The 14,749-nt window shown below is 53.8% G+C and carries 14 protein-coding genes; 9 read left to right on the plus strand and 5 right to left on the minus strand.

Annotation, left to right across the window (positions count from 1 at the left end; translation table 11 throughout):
- Nucleotides 1–15 precede the first annotated feature (15 nt).
- Nucleotides 16–831: a CPBP family intramembrane glutamic endopeptidase gene (locus G5574_RS12545; RefSeq protein ID WP_006121112.1), complete on the plus strand. Its 816-nt coding sequence runs from the start codon at nt 16–18 to the stop codon at nt 829–831.
- 3 nt (nt 832–834) lie between these two features.
- On the opposite strand, the gene rnz is transcribed toward G5574_RS12545, so the two are convergent.
- Nucleotides 835–1,746, minus strand: a complete 912-nt coding sequence (gene rnz, locus G5574_RS12550) for a ribonuclease Z (protein ID WP_164482702.1) — start codon at nt 1,744–1,746, stop codon at nt 835–837.
- Between the two features lie 124 nt (nt 1,747–1,870).
- Between rnz and gorA the strand changes: the two genes are divergently transcribed.
- The gene (gene gorA / locus G5574_RS12555; protein ID WP_164482703.1) at nt 1,871–3,223 is read left to right on the plus strand and encodes a glutathione-disulfide reductase; all 1,353 of its coding nucleotides are present in this window, start codon (nt 1,871–1,873) and stop codon (nt 3,221–3,223) included.
- 73 nt (nt 3,224–3,296) lie between these two features.
- Here gorA and G5574_RS12560 read toward each other — a convergent pair whose 3' ends face one another.
- Nucleotides 3,297–4,427 (minus strand): ROK family transcriptional regulator, encoded by a 1,131-nt coding sequence (locus G5574_RS12560; protein ID WP_164482704.1) that lies wholly within the window; start codon nt 4,425–4,427, stop codon nt 3,297–3,299.
- Between the two features lie 294 nt (nt 4,428–4,721).
- Between G5574_RS12560 and G5574_RS12565 the strand changes: the two genes are divergently transcribed.
- The 7 genes from G5574_RS12565 (at nt 4,722) to G5574_RS12595 (ending at nt 11,774) form a co-directional block, all read left to right on the plus strand.
- Nucleotides 4,722–5,495: an inositol monophosphatase family protein gene (locus G5574_RS12565; protein ID WP_164482705.1), complete on the plus strand. Its 774-nt coding sequence runs from the start codon at nt 4,722–4,724 to the stop codon at nt 5,493–5,495.
- A 290-nt stretch (nt 5,496–5,785) separates the two neighbouring features.
- Nucleotides 5,786–6,886: an ABC transporter ATP-binding protein gene (locus tag G5574_RS12570; RefSeq protein ID WP_164482706.1), complete on the plus strand. Its 1,101-nt coding sequence runs from the start codon at nt 5,786–5,788 to the stop codon at nt 6,884–6,886.
- The gene (locus G5574_RS12575; protein WP_058701456.1) at nt 6,883–7,749 is read left to right on the plus strand and encodes an ABC transporter permease; all 867 of its coding nucleotides are present in this window, start codon (nt 6,883–6,885) and stop codon (nt 7,747–7,749) included. The genes G5574_RS12570 and G5574_RS12575 overlap by 4 nt, the downstream gene beginning before the upstream one ends.
- A complete protein-coding gene (locus tag G5574_RS12580; RefSeq protein ID WP_164483234.1) occupies nt 7,749–8,585 on the plus strand; it encodes an ABC transporter permease in 837 nt (278 codons plus the stop codon). The genes G5574_RS12575 and G5574_RS12580 overlap by 1 nt, the downstream gene beginning before the upstream one ends.
- A 31-nt stretch (nt 8,586–8,616) precedes the next feature.
- The gene (locus tag G5574_RS12585) at nt 8,617–9,720 is read left to right on the plus strand and encodes an extracellular solute-binding protein (protein WP_164482707.1); all 1,104 of its coding nucleotides are present in this window, start codon (nt 8,617–8,619) and stop codon (nt 9,718–9,720) included.
- Between the two features lie 37 nt (nt 9,721–9,757).
- Complete coding sequence (locus G5574_RS12590; protein ID WP_006121123.1) at nt 9,758–10,504, plus strand: glycerophosphodiester phosphodiesterase family protein; 747 nt, start codon at nt 9,758–9,760, stop codon at nt 10,502–10,504.
- 190 nt (nt 10,505–10,694) lie between these two features.
- A complete protein-coding gene (locus G5574_RS12595; protein ID WP_006121125.1) occupies nt 10,695–11,774 on the plus strand; it encodes a porin in 1,080 nt (359 codons plus the stop codon).
- A 117-nt stretch (nt 11,775–11,891) separates the two neighbouring features.
- On the opposite strand, the gene G5574_RS12600 is transcribed toward G5574_RS12595, so the two are convergent.
- The 3 genes from G5574_RS12600 to G5574_RS12610 all read right to left on the minus strand — a co-directional run bounded on the left by G5574_RS12600 (nt 11,892) and on the right by G5574_RS12610 (nt 14,713).
- Complete coding sequence (locus tag G5574_RS12600; RefSeq protein WP_006121126.1) at nt 11,892–12,830, minus strand: alpha/beta hydrolase; 939 nt, start codon at nt 12,828–12,830, stop codon at nt 11,892–11,894.
- Between the two features lie 170 nt (nt 12,831–13,000).
- Nucleotides 13,001–13,339 (minus strand): hypothetical protein, encoded by a 339-nt coding sequence (locus G5574_RS12605; RefSeq protein WP_006121127.1) that lies wholly within the window; start codon nt 13,337–13,339, stop codon nt 13,001–13,003.
- Nucleotides 13,340–13,369: 30 nt separating this feature from the next.
- Nucleotides 13,370–14,713, minus strand: a complete 1,344-nt coding sequence (locus tag G5574_RS12610) for a cation:proton antiporter (protein WP_006121128.1) — start codon at nt 14,711–14,713, stop codon at nt 13,370–13,372.
- Nucleotides 14,714–14,749: the final 36 nt, after the last annotated feature.

A 14,749-nucleotide genomic window follows, 5' to 3' on the forward strand; every position in this document is an offset into this window, starting at 1 on the left:
ACGTAGGTCATTTTTATGTGGATCATCCTGGCGGGCGCGCTGGCCGCCCTGCAACCGGCGAAACGCCTCTCTCTGTTATTACTCGCGCTGGCAACGGCGCTGGGCGTTTATCAAAACGTCCTCGACTGGCCCGTTACCTTTGTGTTTGCGGCTGTCGCTGCCCTGGTCGCGTTTCGTATCTACGATCGCCGGAGTCGGCGATGGCAGATCGTCAGCGAAGCCCTTCTGGTGTTGATTGCGCTGGCGCTGATGCTGCACCTTATTCCGGGATTCAATAATCCCCTGCAGGTCGAGGCGGTTAAGGTCGGTGCCCGCAGCGTGCCCTTCTCATTTTCCTTTAATTTCGATAAAGCGCTGATTCCTTTTCTGCTGCTGGCCTGTCTGCCGACGCTGTTCAACGCAGAGGCGCATCCGCCGCGCTCGCCGGCCTGGTGGCTCGCGCCTGTCGCCGCCGTGCCGCTGCTGTTGGGCAGCGCCGTGTTGCTGGGCGGCCTTGCCCTTGAAACGCACCTTCCGGACTGGCTGGGATCGTTTGCGCTGGCCAACCTGTTTTTTGTCTCACTGGCCGAAGAGGCGTTTTTCCGGGGTTATCTCCAGCAGCGCCTGCGCCAGAAATGGGGCGGCGTGATCGCCCTGCTGGTAACGGCACTGCTGTTTGGTCTGGCCCATGCATCTGGCGGCGTGCTGCTGATGATCTTTGCCGCGCTGGCCGGACTGATTTATGGTCTGGTCTGGCACTGGAGCGGCCGCCTGTGGCTGGCGACCGCGTTCCATTTTGCGCTCAACATGGTCCACCTGCTGTTCTTTACCTACCCTGCGCTGGCGCACTGATCCCTACAGCGTGAAGACCGCCAGGTCGTGCGCCATCTCAGTGTCAGGGAAAATGCGCTGGCATTCTGCCAGCAGGCGCGCCATGTCCCGGGCGAGGTAACGCGAACTAAAATGGGTGGCAATCAGGCGCTTTGCTCCGGCCTGCTTTGCCACCGTTGCAGCCTGTAAGGTGGTAGAGTGACCGCGCCCGTTAGCTTTTTCAGCCAGCGCCTCTTCCAGCGTGGTTTCATGCACCATCACATCAACGCCCGCCGCCAACTGTAACGCGACGTCAGTGGGCGCAGTATCACCAAAAATGGCCAGCGTTTTGCCTTTCACTGGCGGCCCAAGATACTCAGCGCCGTTAACGGTACGCCCGTCTTCCAGCGTAATCGTGTCGCCCTGCTTTAACTGCTGATACCAGGGACCGCGCGGTACGCCCTCTGCTTTCAGGCGAGGCGCATCCAGAAAACCGGGTTTGTCATGCTGCTCAATGCGATAGCCAAAGCAGGCAATGGTGTGATTCATCGGCCAGGCGGTCACGCGAAATTCGCCATCATCCAGTATCTCACCCGCGGCGATCTCGACGATCTCCAGCGGGTAATCGGTATACGAGCTGGACAGCGACAGTGCCGTTTCAACGAAAGCTTTCAGCCCTGCTGGACCGTAAACCGTCATTGGCGTGGTTAACCCCGCCATCGAGCGACTGGTAAGCAGGCCCGGCAACCCAAAAATATGGTCGCCATGAAGATGGGTGATAAAGATTTTATCGAGTTTGCCAGGCTTCAGGTCTGAGCGCATAAACTGGAGTTGCGTGCCCTCACCGCAGTCAAACAGCCAGGTGGCGCCGCTTTTGTCGCGGGTAAACGCGATGGCAGTGACATTGCGTTGCAGACTCGGCGCGCCCCCGCCGGTGCCAAGAAAAGTCAGGTACATGCTATGCTTCCCTGTAAATAATGAAACGATAAGGCCTGTTACAATCATAGGCGCAATTTTTGCGACGCCGTACCCTGTGGCGTTACACTCTCTATCACTTTCCCAGTAACCGGATGAGACTTCCATGACCCGACATTATGACTATCTCGCCATCGGCGGCGGCAGCGGCGGTATCGCTTCAATTAACCGTGCAGCAAGCTATGGCCAGACGTGCGCCCTGATTGAAGCCAAAGCGCTGGGCGGAACCTGTGTCAACGTCGGCTGCGTGCCGAAAAAAGTAATGTGGCACGCCGCACAAATTGCCGAGGCCATTCATCTTTACGGGCCGGATTATGGTTTTGATACCACCGTTAATCGCTTTGACTGGGGCACGCTGGTGAAAAACCGTAGCGCCTATATCGATCGTATTCACCAATCATACGACAATGTTCTGGGGAAAAATAAGGTCGATGTGATCCACGGTTTTGCCCGTTTTATTGATGCCCATACCGTTGAGGTGAATGGCGAAACGATCACCGCCGATCATATTTTGATTGCTACGGGCGGACGCCCGAGTCATCCCGACATTCCCGGCGCGGAATACGGGATTGATTCTGACGGCTTCTTTGAGCTGGATGCCCTGCCAAAACGTACCGCCGTGGTCGGCGCGGGCTATATCGCCGTTGAGCTGGCGGGCGTGGTAAACGCATTAGGTTCAGAAACCCATCTGTTTGTTCGCAAACATGCGCCACTACGCAATTTTGATCCGCTAATTACGGATACGCTGGTTGAGGTGATGAACGCGGAAGGCCCAACGCTGCATACGCAGGCGACGCCAAAAGCGGTAGTAAAAAATGCCGATGGCAGCCTGACGCTGCAGCTGGAAGACGGCAGTGAATACACGGTTGATTGCCTGGTCTGGGCGATTGGACGCGTTCCTGAAACCGACGGCCTGAATATTCAGGCAGCGGGTGTGGCGCTGGACGAGAAAGGCTACATCAAGGTCGATAAATTCCAGAACACCAACGTGCCTGGCGTTTATGCCGTCGGCGATAACACCGGTGCCGTCGAACTGACGCCGGTCGCCGTCGCGGCGGGCCGTCGCCTGTCAGAGCGTTTGTTCAATAACAAACCGGATGAGCATCTGGACTACCGCAATATCCCGACTGTGGTATTCAGCCATCCCCCCATCGGCACGGTGGGCCTGACAGAGCCGCAGGCGCGCGAACAGTACGGTGATGACCAGGTGAAAGTCTACAAGTCCGCCTTTACCGCGATGTACACCGCCGTCACGCAGCATCGCCAGCCGTGCCGCATGAAACTCGTCTGCGTCGGTCTGGAGGAAAAAATCGTCGGCATTCATGGCATTGGCAGTGGTATGGACGAAATGCTGCAGGGCTTTGCGGTTGCGTTAAAAATGGGCGCGACCAAAAAAGACTTTGATAATACCGTGGCGATTCACCCGACGGCGGCGGAAGAGTTTGTCACCATGCGCTAACCCGTTCCTCTCTGCTGCCGACAGACAGCAGAGAGACCACCGCTCGCTGGCCTTCGCGCCAGTGAGCGATTTATTAGTTGAAATAGGTCTCCCGCAGCGGCGTCAACGCCGCACCGAGTGCCGAGCTGTCGCCCTCAATAGTGCTCAGCAGAATATCCGGATACTCCGCCGAAATATTCCAGCGTTTGCCCGAACTGACCCGGGGCATGGCTAAAAACATTTCGCCCAGCTTACGAGGCAATTCGCCGCCTAAAATAATGGCACCGGGATCGATAACGGCATTCAGGGCATCCATGGCCCGATGTAAATTGGGCGTGACTTCGTTGACCCATTGCCGGGCAATGGGCCAGTCCGGATCGAATTTATTATTAAGATCGCGAATGTTGTGAATTTCAATACCGCCGTTGCGCAGTCGATCAATTAAGATCCCCAGCGCAGGACGCAGTTTGCCCTCTTCCGGCGAAAAAATCCGGCTGATCTCGCCCGCATTGCCAAAAGCGCCCTGAAACGGTTTGCCGTTAATGACAATGCCGCCACCAAAGCCGTAATTAAAAGAGAGGTAGCCGAAGGTCTCGTAGTGCAGGCCCGCGCCCAAAAAAGCTTCTGCATGCGCGGCCGTCGTGGCGTTATTTTCAATCCAGACGGGCCGGTCAAACAGCGTCATAATTTCACGGCGCAGATCAATGCCCATCCAGTTTTTCAGCGGTTCTGGCGGATTAAAATATTTCCGGGAGTCATACAGAAAGCCCGCCATGCTGTATCCGACGCCACACACTTTTTCTGACGAAATACCAATACGTTTTAAGGTATCCAGATAATGGCGTTTGAGATCCAGCAGCGTTCGGGCAGGATTGCCGGGCAGCGTGTCCAGCACGCAGTATTCGATAATATCGCCGCGGAAATTAATCAGGCTTGCCGCCACGCTGTCAGAGTTAATGGAAATACCGTAACTGTAACGTGCGTCCGGATTCAGGGATAACGACGGGCTGGGCTTACCCCTTCCCTGTGAGGGCGATTCCCCCAGGCTGAGAAAACCGTTTTCGGTCAGTGTATCAACAATACGGTGAACCGATGACTGATTCAGAATCGTTTGTGAAACCAGCGAGGAGCGGGAAATGCCGTGATTGCGGCGAACAAGCTCAAGAATAAGTTTTTCACTGCGATTAAGTTCGACTTCATCACGACCTGAATATCCATGAACCACCACGTTATCCTCACCGTTTTAATGACAGGTTCTGTTACACCCTAGCACGCTTTTATGCATTCCGAATAGTCATGCGCCTGACCTTTACGTGCTGTGTGAACATGCTGATTCAGGACGATATTCCTAAAAAAAATCGCATCACCAAATCATCATAATACTGACACAAAACAGGCCGACACTCTAATTTCATGCGTAAAGCATTATATTAAATCAGCGTTTCCCGTTGCTGAGTCATTGTGCAGCACAAGGTAAACGAACAAGCTCAGGACCTTTCACAAAATGAACGGATTAAGAATGGATACGCGCGTAAAGGTGATTGAACGTATTGCTCAAGAGGCATCACAGCTGGCGCTGGATTATTTCAGGCAGCTCAGTGAATTAGAAATCTGCGAAAAAAGGCCCCAGGATGTGTTCAGTGAAGCAGATCAGGAGGTTGAGAAGCTGATTCGTCAACGTCTGGCGCAATATTTCCCCAATGAACGCGTCATTGGCGAAGAGCAAGGCGGCGAACTCAGTGACCGTTACTGGTCGGTCGATCCGATTGATGGCACCAGTAACTTTCTCCGTGGCTCGTCGTTATGGGGCATTTCTGTCGGTTATGTCATCGACGGCGAACCGGTCATCGGGGTGATTGTTCATCCGGTGTTAAACATCATGCTGAGCGGGGGCAAGGAGACCGGCATTTATTTTAACGGCCAGCCTTTTACGCGACCCGAGATCGCCCAGGGGCTCAAAACCGTTGCCATTGGCGACAATCCTCCATGGGACTTCACCCACCAGCTCTGCATTGAAAAAGCGTACCGGGATACTGGCTGGAATGTGGTGCGCTACCGCTGTGCCACCATCGGTTTAAGCTTTAGTGTGCTGGGCTATGTCGATGGCTATCAGGAGTGCTTCAGCAGTATGTGGGATGTTTCCGCGGGCTATGCCCTATGCAAAGCCGCAGGGCTTGATGCTCATCTGGCCGGGAGCCAGGAAAAAAGTTCAACACATGTGAGTGTTGGCACCGCGGCACTCAATCGCCTTTCCGCCCAGTTTATTCCGCACCCCCGCTTTACCCCCGCCTGAATATCCGTCAGTCCGCGCTCTCTTCCTGCCGTCTTTTCAGGACAGCGTTTCGGCGCTGTCCTCCCCGCTTTTTTCTTCATATGACCGACAAACGTTCTGCCTTCAATATTATTCACTATGCATGATAATAGTTAGCAGAGTAAATGTACGAAATCAAAGCAACTCATTATTATCATGTTAAATATGGGTTTTATAAAATTAATAAATTCTTAACCTGCCTGAAATTGCCTAATTTCGCCGCATCAAATTATTATGCGCATCGCATTAATTAATATGCACACATTTCTTCAATGACGGGGCAGCCATACGTGAATACGCTTGAAATCAATAATGCCATGCTCAGATTCGACGACTTTGTCGCGCTGGACGGCATTTCACTGAAGGCCGAAAAAGGACAGTTCGTTTCCCTGCTGGGTCCGTCTGGATGTGGCAAAACCACGCTGCTCAAAGTGATTGCGGGCTTTTACAGCCTGGACAGCGGGGAAGTCCTGATTCACCAGCAGGACATGCATCAGGTTAAACCTGAGCACCGCGATACGGCCATGTGCTTTCAGTCCTATGCGCTGTTCCCTCACCTGTCTGTGGCCGAAAACATTGGGTTTGGGCTGAAGCAGAGGAAAATGGCCAAAGCGGAGAGACAGGATCGCGTCACGCAAACCGCCGCTCAGGTCTCGTTAAACGCCCACTTACCGAAGCTGCCTGCGCAGTTATCGGGCGGTCAGCAGCAGCGTGTCGCGCTGGCCAGAGCGCTGGCTGTGCGGCCCGAAATCGTGTTGTTCGACGAACCGCTGTCGAATCTCGACGCCACATTACGCGACAGAGTCCGCCTCGAAATCCGCCAGCTGCAGCGTTCACACGGGTTTACCGCTATCTATGTGACCCATGACCGTGCAGAAGCCCTGTCCATGTCTGACGTCGTCGTGGTTATGAACGCCGGACGCATTGAGCAAACCGGCACCCCTGAAGATATTTATTACTCGCCGGTTAACCGGTTTGTTGCGGGCTTTGTTGGCCAGGCGAATGTGATGAAAGCGCATGTCATCGACGGTGACAGTCACACCGGAATGTATCGTGTTTCCTGCGTGCTGGGTGAAATGAACATTCACAGTCCTGTTCCGCCCCTTTCCGAAAAGGTATACACCTTCTGGCGTCCGGAAGATGCTCTGCTGAGCGAACAGGAAACCGGTATGAATACCCGTGCTTTCGAAATAGGTGCCGTGAGCTTTCTGGGCAACCTGTCCGAGCTACAGGTTCACCCAAAGGACCATGAAGGGCCGGAATACCAGTGGCATATTCAGTTAGTCGGTAAAAATCATATTCGGGAAGGAGATAGCGTTAATTTTTCCATCGCGCCTGACAGGATTCGCTTTTTGCAGGAAAGCTGGTCATGAAAGTGCACAACCGAAACATAGTCGCCTGGTTACTGGTGCTGCCTGCGGTCGCTCCCGTCGTGCTCACCCTGATTCTGATTGTCTTTATGGCCATCGCGCAATCTGTCGGACTGTTCAACTTTGGCGCGCCTGCGCATTTTACGCTGCAGTACTGGGAAACCATCCTGAACGACAGTCAGCTGTGGCGCGCCACCGGCTATTCCCTGAAAATTGGCGTGGTCAGTGCCGTCCTGTCTGTGGCGCTGGCCCTGCCGCTGGCGCTGTGGCTGAGAAAGCCCTTTCCCGGCTCTGTGCTGATGAGCGGCTTACTGAAAGCCCCGTTGATGGTGCACGGGCTGGTCGCCGCCCTGCTGTTCATCAATCTGATTTCCTGGCAGGGCTTTATTAACCTCGGCCTGCTCAAACTGGGCATCATCTCGCAACCCATCCGTATGCAGAATGATCGCTGGGGCATTGGTGTCATTATCCTGCAGGTCTGGAAACAGCTTCCCTATGCCCTGTTGATCATCACCGGCAGCCTGCGCGCTATCGGGGACGAAATCGTTGATGCGGCCCGCGATCTGGGCGCAGGCAAAACCGCCCGCCTTTTACAGATCATTCTGCCCTTATCCATCAAAGCCGTTCAGGTCTCGCTGATCCTGATCTTCATTGGCGCATTGGGCGACTTTTCATTCCAGGTCGTGGCTGGCCCCACCAGCGTTTTCTCCCTGTCGCAATACATGCTGCGCTTTCCGGAAATCAGCGCCCAGGGCTGGAACCTTGCGGCCGTGGTGGCGGTGATATTAATGCTGGCGGCGTTTGTCGGTGCGGTGGTGCTGGCCGGTGTGGCGAAGTGGCTGCAAAAAGTGGGAGAACATAAATGATGAGAGCCAGAAAAAGCATGTCGCCCCTGCGTATCATGATGATGATCCTGATTACCGCACTGTTCATGTTGTGGCTGGTGATCCCCTTTATTCTGACCGTGCTGTGGTCTCTGGTGGATAAAACGCATCCCTGGGCCTGGCCGGATGCCCTGCCGCCCGTGCTTTCCCTGGGCCGCTGGGTCGAAGTCTGGACGACCACGGCCCTGCCGCAGGCGCTGAAGAACAGCTATTTACTGGCAGCAACCGTCTCTGTGCTCACGTTGATACTGGCCCTGCCAGCGGGCTGGGCGTTTGGCCGGATGTCGTTTACGGGTAAATCCCTGCTACAGAATGCGGTTTTGCTTCCGCTCATCGTGCCCGGCTTTGTGATTGCGCTGTTTTTTTCCATGCTGTTGAACGTGGTGGGCATCCACAGTCGGTTTGTCGGCATTTTACTGGGACATACCATCATCTTAATGCCCTATGCCGTGAGGATTCTGACCCTTTCCTTTTCTCAAATACGTCAGGACACCCTGGATGCCGCCCGCGATATGGGCGCGTCTGTAGTAAATCGTTTTTTAGTTGCCTGCCTGCCAACTATCAGACCCGGCATATTTGCGGCCTTAATTATTGTCTTTACGTTATCCATCGAAGAGTTCGCCATTAGCTTTATTGTCGGCTCGCCGGATTTTATTACCGTACCGACAATTCTTTATTCTTATCTGGGTTACAACTTTATCAGACCTAATGCCGCTGTTATTTCTTTAATGCTGGTCGTGCCGAATGTCATTTTAATGCTGATAGCTGAAAAATTACTGACAAAGAATCCCGTCGCCGCTTTTGCTGGAAAAGGCTGACGGTTATTAACTCGCTTAACTGGGGAAAATCATGTTCAGACGATCTGCCACCTTATTATTACTTGCGTGGGCTTTTTGTACTCAGGCTCAGGATATTACACAAATGGACTGGCAACATATTGTTGACGAGGCTAAAAAAGAAGGGAAATTAACCTGGTACCAATGGTATTACCAGGATCGTCTTAAAGAGCAGGTCAGCCTGTTTGAAAAACAGTACGGTATTGCTGTTACGATCTCTGAAGGTCCGCTGCAAGGCAATATTAATAAACTCATGGCTGACCGGGGACGGGAAGCAGGCGATATTGATGTGTTTTCGATTGGCGGAGGCGCATTCGGTACGGTATCGCCTCAGCAAACGTTTTTTGGCCCGATTAATACACTGCTGCCGGAAGGCAAAACCCTGAACTACACCATTGAGGGTACGGACAGTAAAGGTTATGGCGTGGCATTTTGGGGCAATCAGACGGGCCTGGCCTACGATTCGCGCCGCATGAAAGAAAGCGAGTTGCCCCGTACCCTGCCGCAGCTCACCACCTTCCTGCAGACTCATCCTCAGGAGTTTGGCTTTAACGTGGAAAACGGCGGTTCCGGTCCGGCGTTTATTGAATCTGTCACGCGTACGCTGGTGCCTGGCTTTGATTTCACTAAAGGCGATGCGGATGTAAAAAGCCTGACGGCCTTACAACCGGCCTGGAACTGGTTCAAACAACTGCGTCCTGATTACATCATTACCGCCTCTAACGCCGACAGCGTAACGCGACTGGTGAGCGGTGAGTTTCTGCTGGTCCCCGCCTGGGAAGACTATCTGGTGGGCTTAGAAAACCACGGCGAAGTCCCCAAAACCATCCGACTCTACATCCCCGATTTTGGCATGCCCGGCGGCGGAAATATGGTGGCGATTCCCAAGAATGCGCCACACAAAGCGGCAGCATTGCTGTTTATCCACTGGCTGACGCTGCCCACGACACAAAGGCTGTTTCAACAGGTTTATGGCATCACGCCACAAAATAAAGAAGTGAATCGCGATGCTGGTCTGATCAACAGCAAAGAACGTGTTCATGGCACCCAGTTCATGCCTAAACCGCTGGGCGACGAAGTCAGAACCGAATTTTCTAACCAGGTCTTACTTAAGTAAGCCTGTGCTAACCCGACAACAGAAGGTAACGCTGAGCATGCCGACAAAAAAACACCCTGTACGCGTAGTGAATTCCCGCCTGATTGCACATCGTGGTGCGCCTCTGCTGGCACCAGAAAACACACTGCCTTCTTTTCAGGCGGCCGTTGAGCATGGCGCGACGTGGATAGAGGTGGATGTCAAACTGACCAAAGACAGGCACCCGGTCATCATTCACGATGACGCGGTGGATCGGACAACAAATGGCACCGGCTACGTCGCCAATTTAACCCTGGACCAAATCCGGTCGCTGGATGCGGGCGTCTGTTATGGCCACCTGTTCAAAGGCGTTAAAGTCCCTACACTGGCTGAAACCGTGGGATTTGTGCTGGATAAAGGTATTGGCCTTCAGCTGGAGATCAAACCAACGTCTGGTCAGGAAATTGAAACCGCGGAAATTGCCATTACGCAGCTGAAATCGCTGTGGCCTGCGGATGAAAAGAAGCTCTTTATCAGCAGCTTTTCTGAGCTCTCGCTGAAGGTTGCGGAAAGGATCATGCCTGACGTCCCGCGTGGACTGGCCGTGTGCGTTCCTCCCAGCGATCCTGTGGCATTACTGGCCAGAACCGGCTGTCAGATCCTGCACTTCCTGGCGGACTTTGCGACGGATGACGACCTGAAACGCCTGGCCGATTCCGGTATTGAATTTGCGATTGCCACAATTAATGACCCTGCTGTCGCCCGTAAATATTTACACAGTGGCGCGCAAACGATATTGAGCGATATACCTGATTTAGCCATTTAATAATAAATACATTATCAAGGCGTTATGCGCCCTGATAATCAACACCAGGGAAAACCATAAAAATACGGCCACATGATGTAGCCACGTAACGCTTTTAATTATTTCGTCATAACGAAACTGACATTTTTGAACAATGCCGCCTTGTGCGGAAATAAACCTCATGCTTCACCAACATTAAAGGGTAGATGATATGCAACGTAAAATAAAAATATGCGCGCCGCATGCACTGTGTTTGCTGATCTCATTTTCTGCATGCTCCGCTGAAATTTATAATAAAAACGGTAATAAACTTGATCTGTACGGTAAAGTCGATGCGCGTCATGTCTTTTCGGACAATACCGCCGAAGATGGTGATAACTCTTATGCGCGCCTGGGTTTTAAAGGTGAAACCCAAATTAACGATCAGCTGACAGGCTATGGTCAATGGGAATATAACTTCCAGCTGAACCACAGTGAAGGCGGCACTGACGCACAAACCGGGAATGCGACGCGTCTGGGTTTTGCAGGTCTGAAACTGGCTGACTTTGGCTCATTCGATTACGGCCGCAGCTTTGGCGTGCTGTATACCGCATCGGCTTACACCGATATGGCACCGATTTACGGTTCCGGCACCATGACCACCAACGACAACTTCCTGTCAAAACGCTCAACCGGCCTGGCCACCTGGCACTCGCCAGACTGGAACGGCCTGAAGGTCATTCTTCAGTATCAGGGGAAAAACGACCGCTCAACCGCTAAGCTGGCAAACGGCGACGGCTACGGTGCCGGTCTGACCTACAGCATTACCGATGGTTTGAGCATTGCTGCGGCCGGTATGAAAGCCAATCGTACGCTGACACAGCAAGCTGACGGTCAGGGTGACGATGCGACGGCATGGGTGACCTCGGCCAAATACGATGCGAACCAAATCTACCTTGCCGCGATGTACGGTGAGGCCAACGATGTGACCCCGTACGGCCAGCTGTCGCAGATTGCTGATAAGACGCATAACTTCGAAGCCATTGCGCAATATCAGTTCCTCAATGGCTTACGCCCTTCCATTGGTTTTGTCACGCAGCGTGGGGAAAACCTGCAAGGCGCAGGCAACTTTGCCGGTGGAAGCCAGACCATGCAGAAATATATTGCGGTGGGCACCTATTACTACTTCAACAAGAACATGCTGACCTATGTGGATTACCGCATTAACCTGTTGAAAGATAATGACTTTACTCGTGCTACCGGTATCACTACGAAAGACAGCGTCGGGATGGGCCTGACCTATCAGTTTTAATCGCAGTGACCGTGCTTTATCACATGCTTTGCCCTGTGTCGCTTCAATCCTGAGAATCGCTGTTTTAGCGAGGCCGGCAACTGCCGGCTTTTTTTATGACCGGCGTCGCCAGGATAACTAAAGGACAGTGGCAGACCGATGCGTCAACGGTGAGGGGTTCTGATCAAGGTTTTCCAGCCATTTCACATAGGCCTGATCCCACAGCGCAGCCGGCGTGCCCGCTTTACCCAGGCCAAAACCATGCCCGCCGCTGGAAAGCTGAATCAACTGAACCGGCACGCGATTGCGGCGACAGGTATCGCGCATTAACTGCGTGTTAAAGGGTTTCGAAGTGTGGTCGTCACCGGCCTGCGCCAGGAAGGTGGGCGGATAAGCGTGCGTGACATAATTTTGCACAGACCAACTGGCTTCTTCCTGTGGGCTGGCATCATTACCGACCATCATCAGATGTGTATTGGTATGTTGATAAGGGGCTTCCAGGGTAATGACCGGATAAATCAGCCCGACACTGTCCGCTTTGGGGATTTCCTGATCCACTCTGTCAATGGGGGGATAGGACTGAAAGTCCGGACGCGCCGCCGCCATCCCCAGCAAATGCCCACCGGCCGAAAATCCTAATACATGCACTTTTCGTTCGAATGAGCGAAGCAGACGCAGCGCGCGCTGGGCATCCTGTAAAGGCGCCAGATTCCCGGCCTGCCACTTTTCACGCGGCAAACGGTAGCTGAGAACATAGGCGGTATAGCCGTTGGCATTTAACCAGTGTGCAACGGGCCAGGCTTCACGTCCCATACCGATCCAGCGGTAGCCGCCGCCTGCCGCGATGAGCACCGCTTCACCGTTGGGGTTTTCAGGTCTGAAACGCTGAATCGCCGGGCTGACGATATTCGACCAGGAGCCCCATGCATCAACACGTAATTTTCCGCCAGGGCCGCCACCGCCGGGCGGTTCGTCCGGCCAGAGGGGAATAATATCATCGCGGGCAAACAGTTTGCTGGTAGCCAGTGAAAGCGCAAGCGCTCCTGTGCCGAAAATAAAGCGTCGACGCGTAATCATGATGCCTGTTAAATCTATGCCAGAAAGGTCAGACGGCCCTGTCGGTCCGCTGCGTTTTTATTATGTATCGCACGTTTGGTGAAGACGCTGGCGATTATGTACGCAATCGGGCATGAAAATCCATTAAAAAACGCGCCATTTTAGCGCGTTTATTGACGATTTAACTGCGGTTAATCTTCCTGCTGGAACTGCGTCATCACCGTTTGCTCGCACTGCTGCGTATTTTTACGCAGTTTAGCGCGCTCTTCGTCACCCAGCTGCAGCCATGCGCTGGCGACTTCATTCGCCAGTTCCTCGTCAAATTCAGGTTTATTGAAGGCGGAAGAGGACTGCGATCCTGCGACGCTGGATTTCATTTTTTCGACATACTGATCGGCTGTCGATACGCTTTTTTCACTGCTCACGATGTGACACAGCTGGCTGGCGTAAGCACTTTGTTCCGTGTCGTCTGCCGCCAGCGCACTGCCAGAGGCCAGTACGCTCAGCAACAGTATCTGAGATATCTTCATCGTCTTCTCCTGTTATCAGTTAACCCACTTTCATGACTGGCGCTGCTTTGCATCCAGTCGGGCCTGGCGCCAGTTTAGCAGCGGCGTTACCGACACGCCGTGCACCACGATGCTGCATACCACCAGCGTCAGCGCCATATCAACCATCATCGTTGCCTGCGAGCCGCCCATACCATGGACCCAGGCAAACGCAATATAATTAAGACTACCTATACCGCGAATCCCCAGCCAGCCGATGAGCAAACGGTGAGGAAGCGATACGCCGCAGCGCAGCGTGACCAGCCATACGGCGAGTGGCCGGACGACCACAAACAGCAACAGGCCGAGCATCACGCCCTGCATGTTCCAGTGATGGGCCAGCGTCACGCCGAGGACCACCATCATTGTGGCCGCCAGTAAACGCTCAATAGTATCGCCAAAAGACAGCGCGTCGCCTACCACTAAACCGACCGATTTCACCATACCGCTACCGTGTTGCTGTAAACGCTGGTTGGGATTGACCAGTGCTTCCGCAGGCAGCACCCGATCGTCATCCGGCATATCATCAGGCTGATAACGTTTGAACACACCCAGTTCAGCCCGACGTAATCCCAGGCCTGCCGCAAAGGTAGCCAGAAAGCCCGACGCGCCCAGCGATTCAGCAAGGGCATAGCTCAACGCAATGAGCGCCAGCGCCAGAAAGTCATTGGGTGCGACATCACCATGCGCATGACGAAGCCGTGCGGCCAGCAGGCCGACTAACCGCCCCAGACCAAACCCCAGCAGAATGCCGCCGCCAATGGCCCACACCACATCAATGGCTGCCCAGCGTGCCAGCATGCCCGTGCCCAGACTTTCACCGTTAAACAGCAACAGGGCCAGAATGAGTAACGGCAGCGCCGAACCATCATTCATGCCCGCCTCACTGGATATCGCAACGCGCAGGGCATCATCGTCCTGCGCATCGCTGACGGAAATCAGGCTGGCCAGCACAGGATCGGTGGGCGCAACAATGGCACCAAAGGCCAGCGCAATCGGCCACGACAGCCCCACCAGCCAGTGAGACAGCAGCGTCATTGCGGCGACCGTCAACAACATGGCCGGAAACGCCAGCAGGCTGCCCGCGCGCCATTGCCTGGCTTTCAGCGGCAGACGCAGCTTGAGCCCGGTGATGAACAGCGACGCGGCCATCGTTATCTCGGTAATATGCGCGACCAGTTCAGCATGGCGGAGGATATCGATTTCAATCACATCAAATCCCCACGGCCCACAGGCGATCCCGGTTAATAAAAAAAGACCAAAAGAGGTCACGGGGCCGCGGTGGATCCACCCTGATGCCAGCGACATTAATAACAGCAGACAGCCCGTCGCAGCTGTCCAGGCAATGAAGTTCATAACGCACCGTTTTAATTGAGTTTATGACTAAGCCTG

This window comes from Pantoea stewartii, assembly GCF_011044475.1.
Classification (GTDB): Bacteria; Pseudomonadota; Gammaproteobacteria; order Enterobacterales; family Enterobacteriaceae; genus Pantoea; species Pantoea stewartii.

What these genes read in the sequence shown, in the direction of transcription:
- G5574_RS12595 (WP_006121125.1), top strand. Translation starts at nt 10,695, where the DNA reads ATGCAACGTAAAATAAAAATATGCGCGCCGCATGCACTGTGTTTGCTG.
- rnz (WP_164482702.1), bottom strand. Translation starts at nt 1,746, where the DNA reads ATGTACCTGACTTTTCTTGGCACCGGCGGGGGCGCGCCGAGTCTGCAA.
- G5574_RS12600 (WP_006121126.1), bottom strand. Translation starts at nt 12,830, where the DNA reads ATGATTACGCGTCGACGCTTTATTTTCGGCACAGGAGCGCTTGCGCTT.
- G5574_RS12590 (WP_006121123.1), top strand. Translation starts at nt 9,758, where the DNA reads ATGCCGACAAAAAAACACCCTGTACGCGTAGTGAATTCCCGCCTGATT.
- G5574_RS12570 (WP_164482706.1), top strand. Translation starts at nt 5,786, where the DNA reads ATGACGGGGCAGCCATACGTGAATACGCTTGAAATCAATAATGCCATG.
- G5574_RS12575 (WP_058701456.1), top strand. Translation starts at nt 6,883, where the DNA reads ATGAAAGTGCACAACCGAAACATAGTCGCCTGGTTACTGGTGCTGCCT.
- G5574_RS12610 (WP_006121128.1), bottom strand. Translation starts at nt 14,713, where the DNA reads ATGAACTTCATTGCCTGGACAGCTGCGACGGGCTGTCTGCTGTTATTA.
- G5574_RS12580 (WP_164483234.1), top strand. Translation starts at nt 7,749, where the DNA reads ATGAGAGCCAGAAAAAGCATGTCGCCCCTGCGTATCATGATGATGATC.
- G5574_RS12545 (WP_006121112.1), top strand. Translation starts at nt 16, where the DNA reads ATGTGGATCATCCTGGCGGGCGCGCTGGCCGCCCTGCAACCGGCGAAA.
- G5574_RS12605 (WP_006121127.1), bottom strand. Translation starts at nt 13,339, where the DNA reads ATGAAGATATCTCAGATACTGTTGCTGAGCGTACTGGCCTCTGGCAGT.
- G5574_RS12565 (WP_164482705.1), top strand. Translation starts at nt 4,722, where the DNA reads ATGGATACGCGCGTAAAGGTGATTGAACGTATTGCTCAAGAGGCATCA.
- G5574_RS12585 (WP_164482707.1), top strand. Translation starts at nt 8,617, where the DNA reads ATGTTCAGACGATCTGCCACCTTATTATTACTTGCGTGGGCTTTTTGT.
- gorA (WP_164482703.1), top strand. Translation starts at nt 1,871, where the DNA reads ATGACCCGACATTATGACTATCTCGCCATCGGCGGCGGCAGCGGCGGT.